The following is a 22,199-nucleotide window of genomic DNA, read 5'->3' as shown; positions in this document are numbered from 1 at the left end:
GTTGATATTAAAAAAAAGACGCGCCCCCTGTCAAGACAACCGGGGGTACGTCCGCTTAAAAACGACAAAAAACAAGATTAACTGATATATCCCTTCCAGACACCTGAATCGGAAAACAGGTTCATCTTTCCGTCGATCTTTACCTTTCCGGTGGCCATCTCGCCGGAAGGCTTTAAGTAATACCAGTCATTTCCCTGCTTAAGCCATCCGGTCTTCATGGCACCTGAAGACTCAAAGTAATACCACTTGCCGCCTGTCTGGAACCACCCGGTCACCATCTCGCCTGATGACTTAAAGTAATACCACTTATTGCTTATCTGCTTCCAGCCCGTGACCATACTGCCGTCAGTATTGAAGTAATACCATTTATTGCCGAGCTGCTTCCAGCCCGTGACCATGTCGCCCTTGGTGTTGAAGTAGTACCACTTGTTTGCGATCTTCTGCCAGCCTTTCTGCATAATGCCGCTGCTGTTAAAGAAATACCACTTCCCGCCGATCTTTTCCCAGCCTGTGATCATGGCGCCGTTGTCGGGATATAAATAATACCAGTTGCCGGAGAGCTCAAGCCAGCGCTTCTGCATGCGTCCCTCGCTGTCGAAATGATACCAGCCGCCCCTGAACTGCACCCAGCCGTTCTTAACGAACTCACCGTTATCATCGTGGAAATACCAGTTTCCGTCGATCTCCTTCCATCCCGAAACAAACGGATTGTCATCGCTCTTATAATTTACGAACCTGAACTTAAAGTCGCAGGATTTATACTGATCGGTAAAACCGGTAACAATATAGAGTTTCCCCGCTTCGAGCTCGATCGAGTCGTTTAAATTCTCCATTACCTTAAGCGAGTGGAAATAATTATCCTGGACATGAACAGAAGCTTTTCCCGTTCCACCCGTCTGGTATATCTGAAGATAGTATGTTCCGGTATACTCTGCCGTGAATGTGTAAGTATCGCACAGACGCTCGCCTTCCTTGAGCGATACACTAATGATCTGATTGCTGTGCAACTCCTCATCGAAGTCATATATCATTAAATCCGGGTCATCAGGATCGATCATCTTGGCTGACACCTGCCCGCCGATTGCCGCCACCGTCATGAGCGCTGCCGCGAATAATGCCTTGAACTTGTTCATTTCGAAATCCCCTTTTATTTAATGGGTAAATCTTACTATACCTTGGTAGCGAATAGCAAACAGGCACCGCAGATAAACAGCCGGCTGATATTTATATGTACACGTTAGAGCACGTTATTTTCAGAAAATCCGCACTTCGGAGTACACGTTAGAGCACGTTATTTTCAGAAAATCCGCACTTCGGTGCACGTTAGAGTACGATTTTTTTCCGAAAAACCGTACTCTGGAGTGCACATATATGCGAAAGTGTAAATTTGAGTACGGTTTTCGGCTATTTTCCGTACTCTGACAAGCACATGTCTGTTGCTGTTAAGGATTTGTGCAGTAACCCGACTTATCGAAGTTGTAGTTCTTCCCGTCGATCTTCCAGGTCTCGTTCTTTGCATACCAGCCGTTCGAGTCACCATACCACCAACCCTTGGAATCCTTCCTCCAGGTTGCTTTGTATTTGTAAGTCCACTTGCCGTCCGCATCGAGACGGTAACCGCCGCAGTATTCGTTAGCAGCCATCGCACCGTTTGACTTGAAGAAATAGTATACGCCGCCGATCTGTTTCCAGCCGGTTACCATCGCGCCTGAAGTTTCAAAATAATACCAAATGCCAGAGATCTGCTTCCATCCGGTTACCATCGCGCCTGAAGTTTCGAAATAATACCAAACGCCGGAGATCTGCTTCCAGCCTGTGACCATCGCTCCGTTGGACGCGAAATAGTACCACTTGCCGCCTACGGACTGCCAGCCGGTTGCCATCTCTCCTGACGTCTTGAAGTAATACCAGACGCCGCCGATCTGCTTCCAGCCCGTGGCCATCGATCCGTTGGATGCGAAATAATACCACTTGCCGCCGACCTGCAGCCAGCCTGTGGTCATCGCACCTGTAGAACCGAAGTAATACCATACGCCGTCTATCTGCTGCCAGCCGGTGAACGCGGTGCCGTTATCGTAGTAATACCAGATACCCGATTCCTGGACCCAGCCGGTCTTATAGTTAAAATGAATCGTGGCATTCCCGAAAATATCACTCAGAGTCTTGTCCGTAGGCTCATCTGTCGAACTGTCCAAAACCTTTATCTGCTTCCACTGTTCTTCAGAACCTGAATAGTAAACATCCTTCAGGCTATGCATCCACTGGAACGTGTCTTCATATACGGAAACGAGACTTTCCGGAATCGACATATCAGTCACACTCCGGCAGTTCATAAATGCCTTCTTTCCGAGAGTCTGAAGGCTGGAAGGAAGATCGAGTTTTTCAAGTTCTGTACAATCCTGGAATGCCGATTCACCGATCTCAACGACTGAATCCGGGATAGTGATCGACTCAAGTGAATAGCAGCCCATAAAAGAAAAATCCTTCAATTTTGTTACTCCGTCCGGCATATTGACATCTGTAAGTGCCCAACAGTAATAGAAAATGAATTCTGTTGACGGAGACTCAATGGTGACCTCCTTAAGGTTCTTGTCTATCGACCAGGTGAAATATTGAAGATCTGCGGGAGCAATAATGCCTGTAATGCCGTCAGAAATATAGTTTTCAGAACCTGTATAATTTAACCATGTCAGATCGACATCAGCGAGGAAATCCAGTGAATTAACCGGCATACAACGCAACTCAAGCTGTGTAAGCTTCATACCCTTAGGAAGCGTTAGTGAATCATTCTTCTCGAATTTTCTGATGCTCAAAGTATCAAATTCGCAGTTTTCTCCGCCGGTAATCTGAATTGATTCTATATTGCTTTCGCAATCACTCAGATAGAGCGAGTTGATTTTGTTCTCTAACAATCCGGAAATATCGACCGTCAGTTTTTTCGCTGCTTTCAGATTGTCTTCGCCGACATTTTTAAGTTCGACGTTTTCATATTTCGCGTTCACGAAAAGCTCTCCGTCTTCATAAAGGGTCCAGTCGTAATACGTCGTCGATCCCGAATCCGCGACCGCGCGGTCAGCTGACACAACGACGGGAAATGCCGAAAGGATAAACACCACAGATATTAACGAGACCAACATTTTCAACTTTGAACTCATACAAGCCCCCTAACCGCTTTATAAACTGACTCGAACCAGGTCGTGCCGGCAAACCGTATCAGGTCGCATAACCTTTCCATACACCGTTATTATCGAAGACATTCTTTCTTCCGTCGATAGTAACGGTACCGGTTGCCATCTCGCCGGATGCCTTCAGGTAATACCACTTGCCGGATAGCTTGAGCCAGCCGGTCTTCATGGCACCTGATGTCTCGAAATAGTACCATTTGCCTCCGATAGACTGCCAATCTGTTACCATCTCGCCTGAGGTCTTGAAGTAATACCACTTCTTACTTATCTGCTGCCAGCCCGTGACCATGGCACCCGAATTGTTGAAGAAATACCACTTGTTTCCGATCTTCTGCCAGCCGTTCTGCATTACACCGCTCTTATTGAAGTAATACCATTTGCCGCCGATCTTCTGCCAATCCGAGAACATGGCACCGTTGTCGGGATTTAAGTAATACCACTTGCCCGAGATGAGCTGCCAGCCGGTCATCATGCGGCCCTTGTCATCGAAATAATACCAGCCGCCCCTGTACTGCTCCCAGCTGCTGGCCACGTTGACACCCTGGTCGTTGCAGTAATGCCAGTATCCGTCGATCAAACGCCAGGTGGACTTGTAAGGATTTCCGTCACCGGAATAGCGGCCGATCTTGAAATAGAACTCGCATGCAGAATCATCGTCGTTTCCGGCACTGAAATAATAGACTTTGCCTTCGGTCAGATCATAATAATCATTTATGCGGTGAACCATAGAAAAATTTTCATCTAACACCATTACTCCGGTATCATAGCCCTGGTAACCGAGCATATCATAGACAATGTAATATAAGCCTGTCGCCTTCGGAACAAATTTATAAAGGTCCTGCGCTTTTTCGCCTTCACAGATCAAAACGTGGACCTGCTGATCATAAAGCACCGGTTCAGCCAGATTCGCATAGTCCAATTCGCTGTTATACGGATCCACATGTGTTGCGGATACCTGTCCGCCGATCATTGCCACCGACATTACTGCAGCAACTAAAAGAGCAGTTAACTTTTTCATAAAAATATCCCCCTTAATGATTTAGTCTGATTTTACTATATACAGATCACGGATTCTGGCAGACGCCGTTCGTACCGAATCTGTAAGTCTTGCCGTTTATCTTTTTCGAACCCGTAACCATCGCACCGTTTGTATCAAGGTAGTACCACTTGCCCGAGAGCGGAAGCCATCCGGTCTTCATGGCACCTGAAGATTCAAAGTAATACCACTTTCCGCCTATGGACTGCCAGCCTGTAAGCATCTCGCCTGATGTCTTGAAGTAATACCACTTCCCGCTTATCTGCTGCCAGCCGGTCAACATCTCGCCTGAAGACTTGAAGTAGTACCATTTCTTGCTTATCTGCTTCCATCCCGTGACCATGTCGCCGCTGGTGTTGAAGAAATACCACTTATTCCCTAACTGCTGCCAGCCTGTGACCATGACACCCGAAGACTTTAAGTAATACCACTTTCCGCCGATCTTCTGCCAGCCCGAGAACATGGCGCCGTTATCGGGATTCAGGTAATACCAATTACCGCCGATCTCCTGCCAGCCTTTCATCATGCGTCCCTGTTCGTCAAACCAGAACCAGCCGCCGCGGTACTCCGTCCAGCCAGTCATGAACTCAGCATTCTCATTACGGTAATACCAATAACCGTCTTTCTGCATCCATGTGGGTGTATAAGGATTTCCCTCGCCCTCAAACTTGATTATGGAGAGTGTATATTCGCACGAAGTATAATCCTCTACGGTCCAGGCGGAAATGTAATACTTCTTTCCCTTTTCGGCATTAAACATTCCGGTACGGTAATCGAAGTTCGGTATCACCACCTGATCGGAACCGAAGAGCTGAACTGCAGGTTTACCGGTGCCGCCGGTCTGTGTGACGGACATTTTGTACTTGCCTGTTGCGTTCGGAACAAACACATAGAGATCGACCAGATTATCCGAAGAACTCAGAGTTATCTGTCTCGGATCGTCAAAAGCTATGGGTGCCGCAGCATCAAAATCCACTTTGCCATACGGACTCATCATCGTGGCTGACACCTGTCCGCCGATAAGTGCGGCCGTCATTACCGCAGCGGCAAAAACAGCCTTGATCTTTTTCATATCAAACATATCCCTTCCACACTCCTGAACTGTCGAATTCATTTTTCCTGCCGTCGATAGTCACGGTACCGGTAGCCATCTCACCGGAAGACTTAAGGTAATACCATTTGCTTCCCTGCTGCAGCCATCCAGTAGCCATCTTACCTGACTGCCCGAAATAATACCATTTTCCGCCTATGGACTGCCAGCCGGTTGCCATCTCGCCTGACTGCTTGAAGTAATACCAAACATTACCAACCTGTTTCCAGCCAATAGCCATCGCGCCGGATGTTTCAAAGAAATACCACTTGCCGCCTATCTGGCTCCAGCCAGTTACCATATAACCGCTGATGTTGAAGTAATACCATTTACCGCCTGTCTGCTGCCAGCCGGTTGCCATCTCGCCCGAAGCCTTGAAGAAATACCACTTGCCCTCAAGCTGCTTCCAGCCTGCAGCCATCGAACCTGAAGTTTCGAAGTAATACCACTTTCCGCTGATCTGCTTCCAGCCTGTAACCATTGCGCCTTCGCCGTCGAAGTAATACCATCTGCCGCCGATCTTCTGCCAGTCAACAGACATGGCTCCATCGCTGCCAAAGTAATACCAGACGTTATCTATCTCAAGCCAGCCTTTCACAGGATCGCCGTCATCACCGCAGTAGTAACGTTTGTCTCCGTCCTGTACCCAGCCTGTCTGTTTCGCGAAATGGATCTCGGCATCACCGAAAACATCCTTCAGTGTCTTATTGGATTCAACGATCTCACCTCTGCCGAAGCGCACGACCTTTATCCTGTTCCACTGTACTTCAGTGCCTTCGAAATACACATCCTTCAGAGCGCCGCACCCGTTGAAAGCCGTTTCGAATATTTCCGTCACACCCGAAGGTATGGTGACGTTCTTCAGACTTCCGCAGCTTTCGAAAGTCTGGCCGTTGATGACCGTGATGCCTGAAGGGATCTTAAAAGACTCAAGTCCCGTCATTGAAAACGCGCCCTGGCCGATCTCAGTAACGGAATCGGGGATGTCCAGTTCTTTCAGGTCAGAGCATAAGAAAAACGCGAAATTGCCGATGCTCGTTACAGTATCCGGCAGAACGACTTCCGAGAGCTTACTGCAGGAGCTGAACATACTCTCGTTGATCCCTGTTCTTCCGGATGCAACAGTCACTTTCTTAAGTCCGCTTCCGCTGCTGATCTGGACCTTACATTCCGCAGGAAGCGTCAGTTCTTCAGCAGGACAGTTGTACCAGCGTATCTCCTTGATGTTATCCGGGAACTCAACATTAAGCTTTTCCATCCCGTTTAATTCAAGGCTGTTAAGTCCGCCTGCAAAAACTATCTCTTCCAGGTTGTCACACGACTCTATGGAAACATCTTCCGCAGATGAAGGAATCTCCAGTTTCTCCATGTTGTTGCATTCACTCAAATGGATTCGCGTAATATCCATATACTTAAGATATTTAAATGAACCCAGACCCACTTGAGTGAATCCTATGGACTGGTAATGTACGTCCCTCGGGATCGCAAGTCCGGACTCATTAAGTTCAGGGAAACCGTAAAAATATAATCCGATAAGATAATCGTTTTCGCCGGTAAAGATGGTAACTCCTGATATGTTGCTCCCGTAACCATAGAAATACAGATACTGCGTCGTGCAATCAAGTTCTGAAACATCAAACGTAACGCCGGTCGCATTCGCCAGCACTTCTTCACCGCAATCAGACAGATAAATGTATCCGCTCTTGCATTTTATTGTCAGGGATCCGTCAGAATAAAGATACCATTTGAAATTGGCATTTTCACCGCTGTCACACGCGCTGTCCGCTGATACGGGAAACATAAATAACCCCATCATCAAAACGGCTGCCAAAACAACACAGAAAAGTCTTCCCGTCTTGCGCATATCCCATATCCCCCTTTCGAAAACATACTTAAATAATATCTTTTCAAACCTTCACTTACAAGGAACATAAAACTAACGCAAAACAACATGCCGCTCCGGAAAGGAACGGCATGCTGTTTATTTTGGGGTTGTCAGTAACGACTTATTTTTTCTTCTTTGCCTTGGCAGGCTTGGGTGACTCTGTGTCTACGACTTTACCTTCAGCAAGGTAGTGCTTGGCATCCTTGATAAAGCTTCCGACGATGAGGATCATTACGATTCCGATCGGGAATGCTGCGATGATGGATACCGTCTGGAGGTTAGCCATAGTACCTTCGGAGAAGATGAGAGCGATAGGAAGCATGATGAGGAGGATTGCCCAGAAGAGCTTCATCTTCTTGCTTGCCATCTCGTCACCTTCGATGTTCTTGTAGCTGTAGTTGGAAGCTACCATCGTGATGCTGTCGAAAGATGTTGCATAGAAAGCGAACATTGCGAGAGCGAGAACAACGAGGAATACGGGAGCCAAAGGCAGCTGGTGGATGATGTCGATGATCGTCTGATAGAGGTCGTCGCCGTTAGCGTGATACTGTGCAACTGCATCGAACTTGCCGTGTACCTTCATGCCGAGGCCGAAGTTTCCGAGTACGATGAACGAGATGAGCGTGCTTGCCGTACCGAAGATGTAAGATCCCATGATGACCTGCTTGATCGTTCTGCCTCTTGAGATCATGCCCATAAAGAAAGGAGCTGCAACGCACCATACCATCCAGTATGCCCAGTAGAAGATCGTCCAGTTCTGTGCAAAGCCTGCTTCGGTTCTTGTTGCGTCTGTCCATGTGGAGAGCGTGAAGAAGTTCTGTGTCATGTTACCGAGAGAAGTAACACCTGTCTCAATGGAGAACCTAGCCTCACCGCCGAGGATGAATACGAAAGCGAGGAGGAAACCGAAGAGGATCATGCAGATCTTGGAGAGCATGTTTACGCCCTTAAGACCGTTCATTACTGATGTTGTGTAGATACCGCATACGACAACGAGGATGCCGATGGAAACATACTTTGAAGCGGCAAGACCGAAGAGGTCTGTAAGAACGCTTGAGAGCAGAGGTGTGGCGATGGAGAATGTGGTAGCAGTACCTGCAATGAGAGCGATAACTGCAAGGATGTCGATGACCTTGCCCAAAGGACCGTCAGTGTGCTTGCCGAGCAAAGGTCTGCAGGACTCTGAATACTTCTGCTTGTGGCAGCCTCTAACGTGGAGCATGAAACCGAAAGCAGCTGCGAGAACAGCATAGAAGCTCCACGGGATCAGTGACCAGTGATAAAGAGGATATGTGGGAGCCCACTCGTTGATGTCGCCCAAACCGATAACGTGAGCCTCTTCATAGTAGTAGATCCATTCGCAGAACGAATAGAAAAGGATATCTGATGCAAGACCGCATGTGAACACCATCGCACCCCATGAGAAGAAACCGTACTTCGGCTTCTCACCGGGCTTACCGATCGTGATGTTTCCGATCTTGGAGAAAGAAAGCCATAAAGAAACGAGGAAGAATCCCAGACCGATAATGAGGTAATAAACACCGCACTTATCGCCGAGGAAGCTTCTGATCACCTCGAGAGCAGCAGTCGAATTCTCAGGTGCGAGGATAAAGTACGCACAGAGAATCAGGATGCACCCGAAAGGCACAAATGTTGTAAAAGGGTCTATCTTCCTTTTACTTACCGTCTTACTTACGTCGTTAGTTGCCATAACAACACTCCTTTAATTTCAATTATTTATTTTCAAATAATTTGAATCGATCTTCTGCAGTTCTTCCAAACTGTCTATTTCCATGATGTCCTCGCTGTTCATTATCCTTATTCCAAGCTTGAACCTGTCAGGATGAAGGAACATCGGGATATCGTCCCAGTAAACATCTTTTCTTTGATTCTTCTCGAACTCCAGTTCCAGAAGTTCTTTCAGCGTGCGGCCGTCTTCACTGCTCCATCTCGAAACGCTGAAGAGCTGCCATCCGTGCGATCCTCCTGTTCTTGAGCACGACTTGACGATCCCGTCTTCGACCTGCATCAGCCATTCATCGGTCTCCCCTTCACACCAGATAGCGTTGTATCCGGAAAGCGTGAAATGAGGATCCAGGATCTTTGTCTTGTTGATTATCTGGTCGCCGTCCAATATGATGCTGTCCTCTAAATGCTCTCTGGCGGCATATAAAGAACTGATGTTGTTGCATGTATCGAAATAAGGATTCTCGATGACCGTTACGCCATCCTTATCCTTTGCCCAGTCGTAGAACTGCTCCTTGAGATAACCTACGACCACATATATCTCGTTGATGCCGTTGGCCTTAAGACCGTTAACAACCGAATCGATCATGCGGATACCGTTCACCTTTACGAGCGGCTTGGGCGTGGTAAGCGTCAGGGGGTGCATCCTGTTGCCCATACCGGCTGCCATTATTACGGCGCGTCTTACTGTATGCGTTACTTCTGACACCTTCAGGCCTCCCCCTCAATGAGTTCTTTTGCGAACCTGTAGTAATCCTTCGCAAATCTGTACTGGCGGAGGCTGTATTCGCCAAACTCCACGCCGAGCTTGCGCTTGAACTCACACCAGTTCGACCATAAGAAACCGCACATCGAGATGTAGCAGTATATCTTTGCTCTTGTGGTGTTGTCGCACTTGTTATCGAAATAGATGTCGATCAGGTGATCGCACTGCTGCTTGCTGTAAAGGCTGTATATGCAAAACATCGCGATGTCGACATGCGGATCCTGCATACCGGAATATTCCCAGTCAGTAAGCTGGAGCTTTTCTTCCGTTTCACCTTCAGGTGTATAGAAAAGGAAATTATCCGGCACAGCATCTATATGAGTAAGGCACCAATCCTTATCCAGGCCGTCAACGAATTCCCTTAATGAAAGAACGTGCTTCTTTGTCTCCTCGTAATCGTGGAAAACTGAAGGTGTTCCTTCCCACAAAGATTCATAGAAATCCATCTGACCGAAGATGTCGAATGTGTGCGACACCTGAATGTTCATCTCGTGGAACTCACGGAGCTTTGCCATGCAGAGCTTGAGATCGTCGTCATTCTCACAGTCGCATACGCGTACGTTATCGAGGAACTTCGTGATCTTATATCCGTTCTCGGGATTGATATATACCGGATCGTCGCAAAGACCCAGTCCGGAGATCTTGGCAAAAACCTCAGCCTCCTGCTTGCGGTTGATGAGCTGGTCCGTGCCCTCACCCGGTATTCTCATTATGTACTTATTGCCCTTAACGGTGAACAGGAATGACCTGTTTGTCATGCCCTTCTTAAGCACATTGATATCAACGATATCTTTCTCTTTGCATCCGAAGATCTCAGTGATAACGCTTATAGCATCGGACTTGAGATGATTGGAATTTGAATCGAAATCCCTGAGCTGCTCATATGTGTTGATCTCGATCACTTCTTCGCAGCTTACGACTCTGGACTGAACGATCATGCGATCCTTCTTGATGAGAGTAGTTTCCCAGAAATCATCAGCGTGATCCTCGTCATCGATAGTCTTGAGGCCTTCTCTTACGATGCCTGACTCAGGTTCGAGAAGATAAGAGATACCGACCATCTGGTTGCCCTCTTCCTTCTTTCCAACGGAAACGAGCTCCATCTTCCTGTTGACTCTTACGCTGCTTTCTTCCTCGATAAGGTCGCTTACCATATACCAGGAATAGAGCTCAACACTGTCAAACGGATTATCCCTGCACCAAAGATCGCTGGGAACAATGTATGTGTTATGGATCCTGTCAGCAACAAGGTTCAGTGTATGAAGATTGTTCCTGGCAGCATAATCTCTGTTTATAACGAGATCTACGCCGAAATCATCGATAAGGTATTCGAAGCTTTCCTTCATGAATCCGACGACTACGGTGATATCCTTTATCCCTGCCTCATGAAGCTGTCTGATAAGACGCTCGATGAGCTTCTCGCCGTTTACCTCGAGTAACCCCTTAGGTGTCGAAAGGTTAATGGGAACCATACGCATACCGAATCCGGCAGCAAGGATGATGGCATTCTTGGGAGATCTGTCGAAGATCTCAGCTTCAGCCTTCTTTGTTAATCTTACATTATTATCTAAATAGCCCTCAGCCGTGAGGTTCTTGATCGATCTGTTTATGACACCGAGTGAATGTCCTGTAACATCAGACAATACACGCTGGTTTACGAAAGGCTTTTTGAACAATGTTCGCAAAACATCTGCTTCCTGTATGTTCATAAACATCACCCCTTTCCGTTTTCGTGAACGCCACTAACAAAAAATTAGGTCTTTTCAGACCTGCACATATAAAAACACTAAATGTAAATACTGTCAAGCATGAAATTTGACAAAATCAAACGGGTACACGTCACAATTAAGAAGAGATAATTCGGCAAAGATTCGGCTATACCGCATTTTTGCAAGATTTTTCCAATTTATAGCTCGAAAAATACGGCAAACATATCGGCACAGCCGCATTATTGCCGAATAAAACAAAGCCAGATTGCACCTGCAGGCTCTCCGTCAAGGCACCGGCTCTGCCTTGCCTTCGGCAGCCTTGACTGATCGCCTTTTCAGGTGCAGTTTTGTGGTCATGAGTTGGGTTGCCCCAACTCTCATCTTACGATGAGTTAGTAATTATATTATTGAATTAAATATATAATTCTTACATGAACACTAAATGTAAGAGGCCTGAGTTGTTCAATAACTCAGGCCCCTACTAATTATTCTACTAAATATCCTTTTTTATCAAATGCATAATCCTTACCATCTATCCTCACCGTCTCATTCTTTGCATACCAGCCGGAATCGTCTCCGAACCACCACTGACCATTTGTCTTTCTCCAGGTACCCTTATGAGGATATGTCCATGTACCGTCTGCATTGAGCCAGTATCCTTCACAGTATTCACGGGCTGCCATGGAACCATCCGGTTTTAAGTAATACCATTCACCTTTTATTTCTTTCCAACCGGTTACCATATCACCGTTTTCATTGAAGTAATACCATTTACCTTTAATCGCTTTCCAACCGGTTACCATATCACCGTCTTCTTTGAAGTAATACCATTTACCTTTAATCTCTTTCCAACCGGTTACCATATCACCGCTTTCATTGAAGTAATACCATTTATCTTTAATCTCTTTCCAACCGGTTACCATATCACCGTCTTTTTCTTTGAAGTAATACCATTTACCATCAATCTTCTTCCAACCGGTAACCATAATACCGTCTTCACCCAGGTAGTACCATTTTCCTTTTACCTTATACCATCCATATACAAATTCGCCCTTAGAATTAATAAAATACCAATCAATCTCCACTTTATTCTCATCTTTTTCGTCTTGATCAGTTACCCATTTTGCCCAACCATTACGACCGCTATCAAGACTTAGAGGAGCCGCTTCGTCAGTGAAAGTCATTTTTCCATTTGCATCCTGCTTCGCATCAACAAATGAAATTTTATCTTCCATTACCTGAACAACCGCTTTTCCGTTCATAAATTTGGTATAAAAAACCGAAGCCTTTTTCTCTTTCATATAAATACAAAAGGGTGCATCACAATTATTGGGATACTTCTTGGTGTCAAAACTAGCAGCTGTTATTACAAGATATTTAGGCTCTAATAAATCAAGCAGTCTCCTACTGGTAGAATTTGCGGAACCGTGATGTCCGACTTTAATAACTTGTATATTATTGTGTAAATCTTTAATAACTTTTCCGATCCTGCATTCTGCATCATTAACAACACCGATATCACCTAGCAATATCGTTCCCTGACCATTCTTTTCCAAATAAGTTACTATAGAATTTGAGTTCTCATTATAGATCGATTGATAATGCAGATTGAACAGTTCCATTTTAAAATCACCGAAATCGAAAGACAATCTGTGCTGATCCTTATTAGAAGTTGATGCGTCTAAATTAAAGTTCCTTATAATATTATTGGTTGAATTCTTAAAGTAACTGTTCAAATTCTCCAAAACGTTTGAAGATCCGGAATCGACATTAACCATCTGAGCTCTAGCAGCTAACATAGCATCAAAAGCAGCAGTAAAATAATCTCCGTTATTCCAACCTTCCATTTCGTCTTCAACTGGATTGGGTACATACGGTTTGTAAAAATACACTGTGTTTTCATCTACTATTTTGTAACCATCCTCATAATCTGCAATTTTAGGCATTCCACCGATATGATCAGAATGGGAATGAGTTGCGATTACAAAATCCAGGTGTTTGACACCCAAATCCAACAGATATTGTTTTACTCCTTCTCCGGATTCACTTCCATGAGCAGATTCCTTATCCCATGCGGCATCGACCAAACCGAAATGGCCGTTACTCTCGATAACGATTGCATCGCAATTTTTTGTATATTCATCATCATACAGTTTTATATAATGGATCCTGTCATCCGTCGCGGTGGTCTTTCCGCCGATCTCCGGAGTTTCATAGTCATCTTTATCCTTCAGCATCCCGGGAACACCCATCGTAAAGATATTGCCGAGAGGGATTAAAACAGTAAGCAAGAGTGCAACGAACTTAAGCATATAATTACCTCAACACTCAAATAAATTTAATAACAAAATTATAAGGAATTGACTTTCAACAAGCAACCACATATCCGATTGCCATTACAAGCACAGCTCACACAGCCTGCGATTCGCTGTCCCAGATCAATGCACTATCAGGGATCATATCATCAAACGCAGACAATATCTGACTTATGAAGTAATCAGCATCGAAGTTCTGTTTATCATATAGGATTATATATATTACTTCACGGCCAGGTCTGTATCGTTCTTTAGAGAACCCGAGTATCTTGGTTGCGGTCTTTATCGAATAATCGATCTTCTCGGTCATCCCAAGTATCTCAACATAAGAACATCTGTCGATCTCATAGAAGTTTACGAGATAATCCGGATCTATAGTTTCCTCAATCGACGTAAGATATAACTCAGTCTCGTATTTAAACGGAATACCCATATACTTCAACAAGTCAGCAGCCATCTGTTCATTCTTCGACTTCAGATCACCATGTTCACTGACTGTCGGTGTCTTTGGAACATAGGATCCGCATTTGTCCTGACGGCTTTGAAAATATGCATTATTCATTTTATGCGGATCAAAGAACTGTACTATAGGAAAGTTTACTTTAGGCGGAGCAAATTTATATTTGGAGTTCCATTCTTGCAGAAGCATGTCATATTCAGCTTTGAGTTTTAAATAACTGTTAATGCCATCTACATACTTCTGTCCGCGCTTAGAAGAAACACTTAGTATTCGTGGACGTCTGGATGTGTACCTTTCCTCATCAGGATCATAAGTAATGACGACCTTATTTGTTCCTTTCTTTACACAGAAATACCCATGAGGCAGTTCCTGAAGTTTAAGTCTTCTATATTCAAGTTTTACTGCATGAACCTTCATAGGAAAAACAATATCTTTCATGTAAATACTCCTTTCCTAAGATTGGGATTTCATTATACGAACCTGATTATTGTTTGTGTGGACTATTTGCTCAAGATGAAGAAAAAGGGCGGAAAATTGAGACTATACGAAGGTCGTGAGACTAGTCTCAATTTTCTTGCAACATACATCGTAAGATGAGAGTTAGGGTAACCCAACTCTCATCTTGAGATGGGGCATCTGATTATTTAATGATTGATAAGGAAACCGTGATAATGGTATTACTCACCATAAAGCAAGAGGCCTGAGTCGTTACCATAACTCAGGCCTCAATTAATTATTCAACTAAATATCCGGCTTTATCGAATGTATAATCCTTGCCGTCTATCTTAAGCGTCTGGTTCTTTGCATACCAGCCAGTAGTATCCTGATAGTACCATCCATTCGAATCCTGCTTCCAGCTTGCTTTTGCTGTATAGGTCCATGTACCGTCACTGTTGAGCCAGTATCCGTTGCAATACTCTTTGGAAGCCATGGAGCCGTCAGATTTCAAGAAATAAGTACTACCTTTTGACTTAATCCATCCAGTGTTCATAACACAATCTTCAGAGAAGTAATACCATTTTTCACTGATTTTCTTCCAACCAGTTACTGCTTTTCCATCAGATTCGAAGTAGTACCAATTTCCATCTACCTGTTTCCATCCTGAATCTACATATCCGGAAGCCGAAAAATGATAAAGATTACCATCGATCCACAAGACCTGATTCTTAGGATACCAGCCTATCTGATTTATATAATAACTGCCTTTGCTATTGCTTTCCCATTTCGATATAGGTTTGTAAGTCAATCTGCCATTAGGATCTACCCAATAACCTTCACAGAATTCTTCGGAAGCCATAGTTCCATCTTTCTTGAAGAAATACCAGTTATTATCAACCTTTTTCCAACCGGTAACCATATAACCGTTTTCGTTAAAATAATAACGATTATTATCTATGTTGCAGAATTCATTCTTTGGATACTTACCTGCAGAATCCTCATACCACCATCCGGTATCATTCTGCTTCCATCTGGATCTTACAGTATCAGTCCAAATTCCGTCTGAATCAAGCTTATAACCATCAACATATTCTTCTATCGTATAACCATCAACATTTTCTTCTAATGCCATAGTTCCATCGGCATAGAAATAATGCCATTTTCCATCGATTTCCTGCCAGCCAGTTACTCTATATCCATCTTCATTAAAATAATATTGCTTGTCATCGATTTTCAAGATTTCTGACTTAGCATACCATCCTGTTGTATCCTGATAAGACCAGCCATACGAATCTTGCTTCCAACTGGCTCTTGCTTCATAAGTCCATGCACCGTTTGAATCAAGCCAATAACCGTCGCAATATTCTTTAGCTGCCATGTCTCCCTTCGGCTTAAAGTAATACCATTTGCCGTTAATCTTATTCCAGGAAGTAACCATGAGATAGTCTTGTCCCATGTAATACCATTTTCCGTGCCATTGATGCCAACCTGTCGCTAATTGTCCATTCTGATCTAAATATACATAGTAATAACTATTCAATCTGTTATCAGGAGCAAAAAGGTCTAGAGCATCAACCCAGGAGACAAAACAATTTGGCTTTTTCTTGATCTCCATTGGTGAAGCAGCATCATTAAAAGATAACTTATTCCCATTGAGTTTGGCATCAACAAACGATATGCCTTTACTGTTTACTACTTCAACAATCGCTTTACCCTTAGAATCCTGGGTATAGTAGACTGTCTTTCCCAATTTCTCAAGATATAAACAGAATGCGGCAGAATGCTCAGGGTATACTGCCGCAAGAAAATTAACACCCTGAATTACAGCATAATCCGGTTCCAGAGTATCGATCAACCTCTTGCTTGTTGCATTAGATAAACCGTGATGTGCTATCTTAACAGCCTTTAATTTGTCTTTATATATATCTTTAATAACTTTTCCTATCTTATTCTCAATATCATAGCAGGCATCCAGGTCAGCTAAAAGAACTGTTCCATTATTATTTGTTTCTAAATAAGTAACTATAGAATTTGCATTCTCATCAATCCCGGAAGGGTAATACAGATTGAAAAGGGAGATATCAGCCGAACCGAATTTGAAACTAATATAATCTTTAATTTCATTATTTGAGTCAGCCTTATGAAATTCAATACTTTTAATATCATTGTTCTCTAAATCTACTATTTTCTTCAAATCGTCTGAAGTAGTGGAACTGACATCAACAAGATGCGCATTGGCACCTTTAGTTCCCATTGCAGCCATGGCTTTGTCAAAATACGCTTTGTTATCCCAATCCGAATCTTTATTCCATTCTTTTTCGACTATTTCTTCCATCGGAATGGTTTTATATTCTTTATAAAAATACACGGTTTTTTCATCAACTATCTTATTGCCATTAGGATCATTAACGATCAAAGGCATTCCGCCGATGTGATCAGAATGAGAATGAGTAGCAATAACAAAATCAAGATGTTTGACACCTAATGCAGAAAGATAATTTCTTACGGCAATTCCGGATTCTCCTTCAGGCTTTTTATCATCCCAAGCTGCATCTACCAGACCATAATGTCCGTTACTCTCAATAACAATTGCATCACAATTATATGTATCCTTATCATTCAGTTTAAGATAATGGATCCTTAAATCTCCATTGGCTGTTTCACCGATCTCCGGAGTTTCATAATCGTCATTGTCTTTGACTACTTCAGGAACATGAAGAGAAAACATATTACTGATCGGAATCAGAAGAGCGAATAAAATTGCAACGAACTTTAACATACAGCCACCTCATCTCTCAAAGTAATTTTAACATTGATATTATAAGAAACCTGTACGCTACAAACAAGCCTGAAAAGTCTGCCGCTCAAACAGCCTGTGATGTGTTTTCCCAGATCAGTGCATTGTCAGGGATCATGTCATCAAACGCAGACAATATCTGACTTATGACGTAATCAGCATCGAAGTTTTGTTTATCATATAAGATAATATATATTACTTCCCGGCCTGGTCTGTATCGATCTTTAGAGAACCCGATTATCTTGGTTGCGGTCTTTATCGAATAATCAATCTTCTCACTCATCCCCAATATCTCGACATAAGAACATCTGTCGATCTCATAGAAATTTACGAGATAATCAGGATCGATAGTTTCCTCAATCGACGTAAGAAATAACTCAGTCTCGTATTTAAACGGAATACCCAAATACTTCAACAAGTCAGCAGTCATCTGTTCATTCTTCGATTTCAGATCACCATGTTCACTGACCGTCGGGGTCTTTGGAACATAGGATCCACATTTGTCCTGCTGACTTTGAAAATATGCATTATTCATTTTATGAGGATCTGAAAACTGTACTATAGGGAAGTTTACTCTAGGAGGAGCAAAGTTGTATCTGGAATTCCAGCTGTGTCGAAGATCATCATATTCTTTCTTTATCTTCAGGTAAGAATTAACTGCTTCTGAAAGTTGTTTACCAAGTCTTGTGTCAACATGTATTATTCTCGGGTGTCTAACACTTATCTTTGGTTTTTCAGGATCGTAAGTTACTACAACACATTTAACTCCATTAACCGTCCTGAAGTTTCCTCTCATCATATTTTCAAGTCTTAGTCTTCTATATTCCAATTTAACAGCATGCACTTTCATCGGGAATACAATCTCTTTCATACCGTTCTTCCCCCTTCTGTTAGTGTGAACACCATTATACGAACCTGATTATTGTTTGTGTGGACTATTTGCTCAAGATGAAGAAAAAGGGCCGAAAATTGAGACTATACGAAGGTCGTGAGACTAGTCTCAATTTTCTTGCAACATGCATCGTAAGATGAGAGTAGGGGTAACCCAACTCTTGACCACAAAACTGCACCTGCAAAGGCGATCGGTCAAGGCTGCCGGAGGCAAGGCGAAGCCGATGCCTTGACGGAGAAGCCTGCAGGTGCTATCTGCCTTCATTTATTCGGCAAAGATAAGGCCGTGCCGAATCATTTGCCGTATTTTTCGAGCACCAACTTATAAAAATTTTGCAAAAATGCGGCATAGCCGAATCTTTGCCGAATTTTTATTCATATCTGTCTATTAACAAAAGAGTTGCGACAATGCCGCAACTCTTTTGCAATAACTTGTTCTGTTTATATCAATACTTAACTTTACCTTCAGCCACCGCTCTGAGGTGCTCGCCGTACGGGCTCTTGCCGTATGCCTTTGCTGATTCCATTAGCTTGTCCTTGTCGATAAAGCCGTTGATGTATGCGATCTCTTCGGGTGCACTGATCGTGATGCCCTGACGGTTCTGGACCATCTCGACAAACTCTGCTGCCTGGAGAAGACTCTGCATAGTGCCGGTGTCGAGCCATGCGAATCCTCTGCCCAAGAGCTGGACGTCTAAAAGGCCGTCACTGAGATACATGTCGTTAAGTGTCGTAATCTCGTATTCGCCTCTTGCAGAAGGCTTAACCTGCTTTGCCATATCGCTTACGCCTGCAGGATAGAAATAAAGGCCCGTGACAGCATAGTTTGACTTGGGAACTGCGGGCTTTTCCTCAATACTCAGAGCCTTGCCGTTCTCATCGAACTCAACAACACCGAATCTCTCCGGATCGGGAACATAGTAGCCGAATACTGTAGCTCTGCCCTCTTCGGCATTCTTTACAGCAGCCTTGAGCATAGTCCTGAAGCCGTTGCCGTAGAAGATGTTGTCACCCAAAACCATTGCGCCTGCTTCGCCTGCAAGGAACTCCTCGCCTAATGTGAAAGCCTGTGCAAGTCCGTCAGGACTGGGCTGAACCTTATAAGATAACGAGATGCCGAACTGTGATCCGTCGCCAAGGAGCGCTTCGAATCTGGGAGTATCGACGGGTGTGCTTATTATGAGGATCTCCTTTATCCCCGCCAGCATGAGTGTCGACAAGGGATAGTAGATCATGGGCTTGTCGTAGATTGGAAGGAGCTGTTTGGATGTTACCTTCGTGAGCGGATAGAGTCTTGTGCCTGAACCGCCTGCCAAAATGATTCCCTTCATTTGATTAACCTCCGTTCTTTGCAAATGCGTCAAAATCGTATAAGTATTCTTTCAGTTCAGATTCTATGTATCTGATGTCTTCTTCGCAGCCCGGATAACGGCTGACGAGATTTGTGTTTTTGATCGATCTGGAAGGATCGAAGATCGTCTTCGGATTTACGTGATGAGATGCATCTATTCCTGCAAAGTCGCAAAGTATCTGCTTGGTCTCATCGTACTTGTAGATCATGTCCTCGAAATTGATCCTCAATACCCTGCTGTGGTCTTCATCGACAGGATGACTGTACTTTCTCGTTATCTTAAACCACTCGACGTATTCCTTTACATCCTTGACGGGAAGCACGCCCCACTTCCACTCGTATTTCTCGAGAAGGAAGATGTCCCTGGGATCTCTTTCCGTAGCGATTATCTTGCAGTCGTCGAAATATCTTAAGAAACGCTTCGTATTAGTCGGCGGGACCATCTGGTCGACCATGACATAAGGAAGCTGATTCTTATTAGCGAAAGAAAGGAGCCTGTCGACGTATTTTCTTACGGCCTTGAGGAAGGTTTCTTCGTCAACTGCGGAATAGTAAGCAAGTTCGCGGTCTGTAAGAAGCGAATATCGGATCTCTGTCTTGAGCTCGTTCTTAAAGAGTCTCTTGAAGAACGAATAGACACGGTCGATAAAGCAGAACAACTGGCCGCGGTCTAAACGGTCCTTGTTCCACCATGTCTTTGCCTTAAGCTCGGTTATGTCATCGATGAAATCCTCAGTTGCCTTTTCGAATTCGTCTTCGAAGATGTCGTATCCGCCGTAGCCAAGCTTCTTCTGTGTGGCTGCGAACCTGATATATCTTTTTATCGCATCACTCGTGTTATGTCTGTTGTTATTCTCTACTACGTTGTATTCCAGATCCGCGATGCCGTCAGGATCGTGCAGGAAACGGTATTCGTATTCACCGAGTGAAAAGACGTTATCGAACTCCGAGAAGAAGTTCGTAACGGCTGAAGATCCGGTGCCGTAATAACTTGTGCAAGAAATAACCCTCATTTATTCCCACTCCTAAACGATCGTCAGAGCCACTTGGCAGCCCAGGAGAAATCCTGATCCTTGAACGATTCGTGCTTCTCGTCTTTTTCGCTCGTCTTGTATTCACAGTCGAGTTTCGGCCATTCTACATTAATCGACGCATCATTCCAAGGAATGCCGCCCTCTGACTTCGGATCGTATACGTCAGTGCACTTATAGACGAACTCCGCAGTGTCCGAAAGCACGAGGAATCCGTGCGCGAAACCTTCAGGAATATAGAACATGTTCTTCTTCTCGGAACTGAGCGTTACGCCAACCCACTGGCCGAAAGTCTCGGAACCCGGTCTTACGTCGACAGCGACGTCAAAGACCTCACCGTGAGTCACTCTTACGAGCTTGCCCTGCGTGTGGTCCTTCTGGAAATGAAGTCCTCTCAAAACACCCTTTGTGGAAGAGCTCTCGTTATCCTGGACAAACTCCTTGTCGATGCCTGCAGCGGCATAATCGCCCTTCTTGTATGTCTCCATGAAGTATCCCCTGCTGTCGCCGAAGACCTGGGGCTGGATGATTATTACTCCCGGAAGTTTTGTTTTCTCGAATGTGAATGCCATTATAGTTCTGCCTCCTGCAAATATCTCTTTACCGCGTCTTTCCAGTCCGGCAAAGGTGTGAAGCCGCTTTCAGCGAGCTTTGATTTATCGAGTCTTGAATTGAACGGTCTTGCCGCCTTGGACAGACCATACTCTGCAGTAGTCACGGGGATTACATTTGTGGCAAGCCCGTACTGCTTATAGAACTCAACACAGAAATCGTACCATGAGATGTAGCCGCCCTCATTTGTCGCGTGATAGTAACCGTACTTGTCTGTCTCTATCATGTCCACAAGGAGCCTTGAAAGGTCGAGCGTGTATGTGGGCGTGCCGATCTGGTCGTTTACGACTCTTACCGTGTCGTGAGTCTTGCCGACGTTGATCATGGTCTTTATGAAGTTCTTGCCGTTAAGACCGAAAACCCAGGCTATACGGACGATGAAAAACTTTTCCAGAGTCGTTGATACCGCAAGTTCTCCGTCGAGTTTGCTCTGACCGTATACGTTGAGCGGAGCATAGCACTTATCGTCGGGCTCCCAGGGACGTTCGCCCTGCCCGTCGAAAACATAGTCCGTGGAGATATAGAGCATCTTGCAGTCGATCTCTTTGGCAGCTTCCGCAATATAGCGGGTTCCCTCAGCATTGATCTTGTGGACCTTTTCCCTGTTCTCCTCATCTTCAGCTGCATCAACGGCAGTCCAGGCTGCGCAGTGGATTACTGCGTCAGGCCTGATCTCTTCTATTGCGGCTTTTACCGCATCTTTATCTGTTATGTCGAGCTGGACATAAGGCGCCGCGGTTACCGCACTGCCGTCCGCAACGCCTGAATAAACGGGCTGGATATCTGATCCGACTGCTTCTATTCCTCTTGCAACTGCGTTGTTTACGACATCGTGTCCCAGTTGTCCGCATACGCCTGTAACGAAAATCTTCATGTTATCTCTCCTG

Annotated in this window: 16 protein-coding genes; all 16 read right to left on the bottom strand. The window is 44.5% G+C overall.

Annotated features, from left to right (window positions below):
* Nucleotides 1-77 precede the first annotated feature (77 nt).
* Nucleotides 78-1,133, bottom strand: coding sequence for an N-acetylmuramoyl-L-alanine amidase family protein (locus BO18_RS32170; RefSeq protein WP_051688374.1), 1,056 nt, complete (start codon nt 1,131-1,133; stop codon nt 78-80).
* A 309-nt stretch (nt 1,134-1,442) separates the two neighbouring features.
* Nucleotides 1,443-3,155: a leucine-rich repeat protein gene (locus tag BO18_RS32165; RefSeq protein ID WP_051688373.1), complete on the bottom strand. Its 1,713-nt coding sequence runs from the start codon at nt 3,153-3,155 to the stop codon at nt 1,443-1,445.
* A gap of 58 nt (nt 3,156-3,213) precedes the next feature.
* The gene (locus BO18_RS32160; RefSeq protein WP_051688372.1) at nt 3,214-4,203 is read right to left on the bottom strand and encodes an N-acetylmuramoyl-L-alanine amidase family protein; all 990 of its coding nucleotides are present in this window, start codon (nt 4,201-4,203) and stop codon (nt 3,214-3,216) included.
* A 46-nt stretch (nt 4,204-4,249) separates the two neighbouring features.
* The gene (locus BO18_RS32155) at nt 4,250-5,302 is read right to left on the bottom strand and encodes an N-acetylmuramoyl-L-alanine amidase family protein (RefSeq protein WP_051688371.1); all 1,053 of its coding nucleotides are present in this window, start codon (nt 5,300-5,302) and stop codon (nt 4,250-4,252) included.
* Nucleotides 5,295-7,175 carry a leucine-rich repeat protein gene (locus BO18_RS32150; protein WP_051688370.1) on the bottom strand — a complete coding sequence of 627 codons (1,881 nt, stop codon included), beginning with the start codon at nt 7,173-7,175 and terminating at the stop codon, nt 5,295-5,297. The genes BO18_RS32155 and BO18_RS32150 overlap by 8 nt, the downstream gene beginning before the upstream one ends.
* Nucleotides 7,176-7,317: 142 nt before the next feature.
* Complete coding sequence (locus BO18_RS00440) at nt 7,318-8,907, bottom strand: BCCT family transporter (RefSeq protein WP_051688369.1); 1,590 nt, start codon at nt 8,905-8,907, stop codon at nt 7,318-7,320.
* Between the two features lie 18 nt (nt 8,908-8,925).
* Nucleotides 8,926-9,651: an NTP transferase domain-containing protein gene (locus BO18_RS00435; RefSeq protein ID WP_330379352.1), complete on the bottom strand. Its 726-nt coding sequence runs from the start codon at nt 9,649-9,651 to the stop codon at nt 8,926-8,928.
* A gap of 2 nt (nt 9,652-9,653) precedes the next feature.
* On the bottom strand, nt 9,654-11,417 hold the full coding sequence (locus BO18_RS00430; protein ID WP_034442270.1) for an NTP transferase domain-containing protein: 1,764 nt from the start codon (nt 11,415-11,417) through the stop codon (nt 9,654-9,656).
* 485 nt (nt 11,418-11,902) lie between these two features.
* Nucleotides 11,903-13,654 (bottom strand): MBL fold metallo-hydrolase, encoded by a 1,752-nt coding sequence (locus BO18_RS00425; RefSeq protein WP_185752298.1) that lies wholly within the window; start codon nt 13,652-13,654, stop codon nt 11,903-11,905.
* 172 nt (nt 13,655-13,826) lie between these two features.
* Nucleotides 13,827-14,630, bottom strand: a complete 804-nt coding sequence (locus BO18_RS00420; RefSeq protein ID WP_034442264.1) for a hypothetical protein — start codon at nt 14,628-14,630, stop codon at nt 13,827-13,829.
* Nucleotides 14,631-14,925: 295 nt separating this feature from the next.
* Complete coding sequence (locus BO18_RS00415) at nt 14,926-17,409, bottom strand: MBL fold metallo-hydrolase (protein WP_034442261.1); 2,484 nt, start codon at nt 17,407-17,409, stop codon at nt 14,926-14,928.
* An 85-nt stretch (nt 17,410-17,494) separates the two neighbouring features.
* Nucleotides 17,495-18,298, bottom strand: coding sequence for a hypothetical protein (locus tag BO18_RS00410; RefSeq protein ID WP_034442257.1), 804 nt, complete (start codon nt 18,296-18,298; stop codon nt 17,495-17,497).
* 466 nt (nt 18,299-18,764) lie between these two features.
* Nucleotides 18,765-19,649 carry a glucose-1-phosphate thymidylyltransferase RfbA gene (rfbA, locus tag BO18_RS00405; protein WP_034442254.1) on the bottom strand — a complete coding sequence of 295 codons (885 nt, stop codon included), beginning with the start codon at nt 19,647-19,649 and terminating at the stop codon, nt 18,765-18,767.
* 4 nt (nt 19,650-19,653) lie between these two features.
* Nucleotides 19,654-20,682 carry a hypothetical protein gene (locus tag BO18_RS00400; RefSeq protein WP_034442251.1) on the bottom strand — a complete coding sequence of 343 codons (1,029 nt, stop codon included), beginning with the start codon at nt 20,680-20,682 and terminating at the stop codon, nt 19,654-19,656.
* A gap of 23 nt (nt 20,683-20,705) precedes the next feature.
* On the bottom strand, nt 20,706-21,272 hold the full coding sequence (gene rfbC / locus BO18_RS00395; protein ID WP_034442248.1) for a dTDP-4-dehydrorhamnose 3,5-epimerase: 567 nt from the start codon (nt 21,270-21,272) through the stop codon (nt 20,706-20,708).
* Nucleotides 21,272-22,186, bottom strand: coding sequence for a dTDP-4-dehydrorhamnose reductase (gene rfbD / locus BO18_RS00390; protein ID WP_034442245.1), 915 nt, complete (start codon nt 22,184-22,186; stop codon nt 21,272-21,274). Before rfbD ends, rfbC begins: the two co-directional genes overlap by 1 nt.
* Nucleotides 22,187-22,199: the final 13 nt, after the last annotated feature.

It is taken from the genome of Butyrivibrio sp. AE2032 (genome assembly GCF_000702965.1).
The sequence above is the reverse complement of the archived record's forward strand: the minus strand, read 5'-3'. Positions and strand labels throughout refer to the sequence as shown.

Coding starts and splice junctions, on each gene's coding strand:
- BO18_RS32150 (WP_051688370.1), bottom strand. CDS start 7,175: ATGCGCAAGACGGGAAGACTTTTCTGTGTTGTTTTGGCAGCCGTTTTG.
- BO18_RS00440 (WP_051688369.1), bottom strand. CDS start 8,907: ATGGCAACTAACGACGTAAGTAAGACGGTAAGTAAAAGGAAGATAGAC.
- BO18_RS32170 (WP_051688374.1), bottom strand. CDS start 1,133: ATGAACAAGTTCAAGGCATTATTCGCGGCAGCGCTCATGACGGTGGCG.
- BO18_RS32155 (WP_051688371.1), bottom strand. CDS start 5,302: ATGTTTGATATGAAAAAGATCAAGGCTGTTTTTGCCGCTGCGGTAATG.
- BO18_RS00425 (WP_185752298.1), bottom strand. CDS start 13,654: ATGCTGAAGGATAAAGATGACTATGAAACTCCGGAGATCGGCGGAAAG.
- BO18_RS00410 (WP_034442257.1), bottom strand. CDS start 18,298: ATGAAAGAGATTGTATTCCCGATGAAAGTGCATGCTGTTAAATTGGAA.
- BO18_RS00430 (WP_034442270.1), bottom strand. CDS start 11,417: ATGAACATACAGGAAGCAGATGTTTTGCGAACATTGTTCAAAAAGCCT.
- rfbD (WP_034442245.1), bottom strand. CDS start 22,186: ATGAAGATTTTCGTTACAGGCGTATGCGGACAACTGGGACACGATGTC.
- rfbA (WP_034442254.1), bottom strand. CDS start 19,649: ATGAAGGGAATCATTTTGGCAGGCGGTTCAGGCACAAGACTCTATCCG.
- rfbC (WP_034442248.1), bottom strand. CDS start 21,272: ATGGCATTCACATTCGAGAAAACAAAACTTCCGGGAGTAATAATCATC.
- BO18_RS32165 (WP_051688373.1), bottom strand. CDS start 3,155: ATGAGTTCAAAGTTGAAAATGTTGGTCTCGTTAATATCTGTGGTGTTT.
- BO18_RS00420 (WP_034442264.1), bottom strand. CDS start 14,630: ATGAAAGATATTGTTTTTCCTATGAAGGTTCATGCAGTAAAACTTGAA.
- BO18_RS00400 (WP_034442251.1), bottom strand. CDS start 20,682: ATGAGGGTTATTTCTTGCACAAGTTATTACGGCACCGGATCTTCAGCC.
- BO18_RS32160 (WP_051688372.1), bottom strand. CDS start 4,203: ATGAAAAAGTTAACTGCTCTTTTAGTTGCTGCAGTAATGTCGGTGGCA.
- BO18_RS00415 (WP_034442261.1), bottom strand. CDS start 17,409: ATGTTAAAGTTCGTTGCAATTTTATTCGCTCTTCTGATTCCGATCAGT.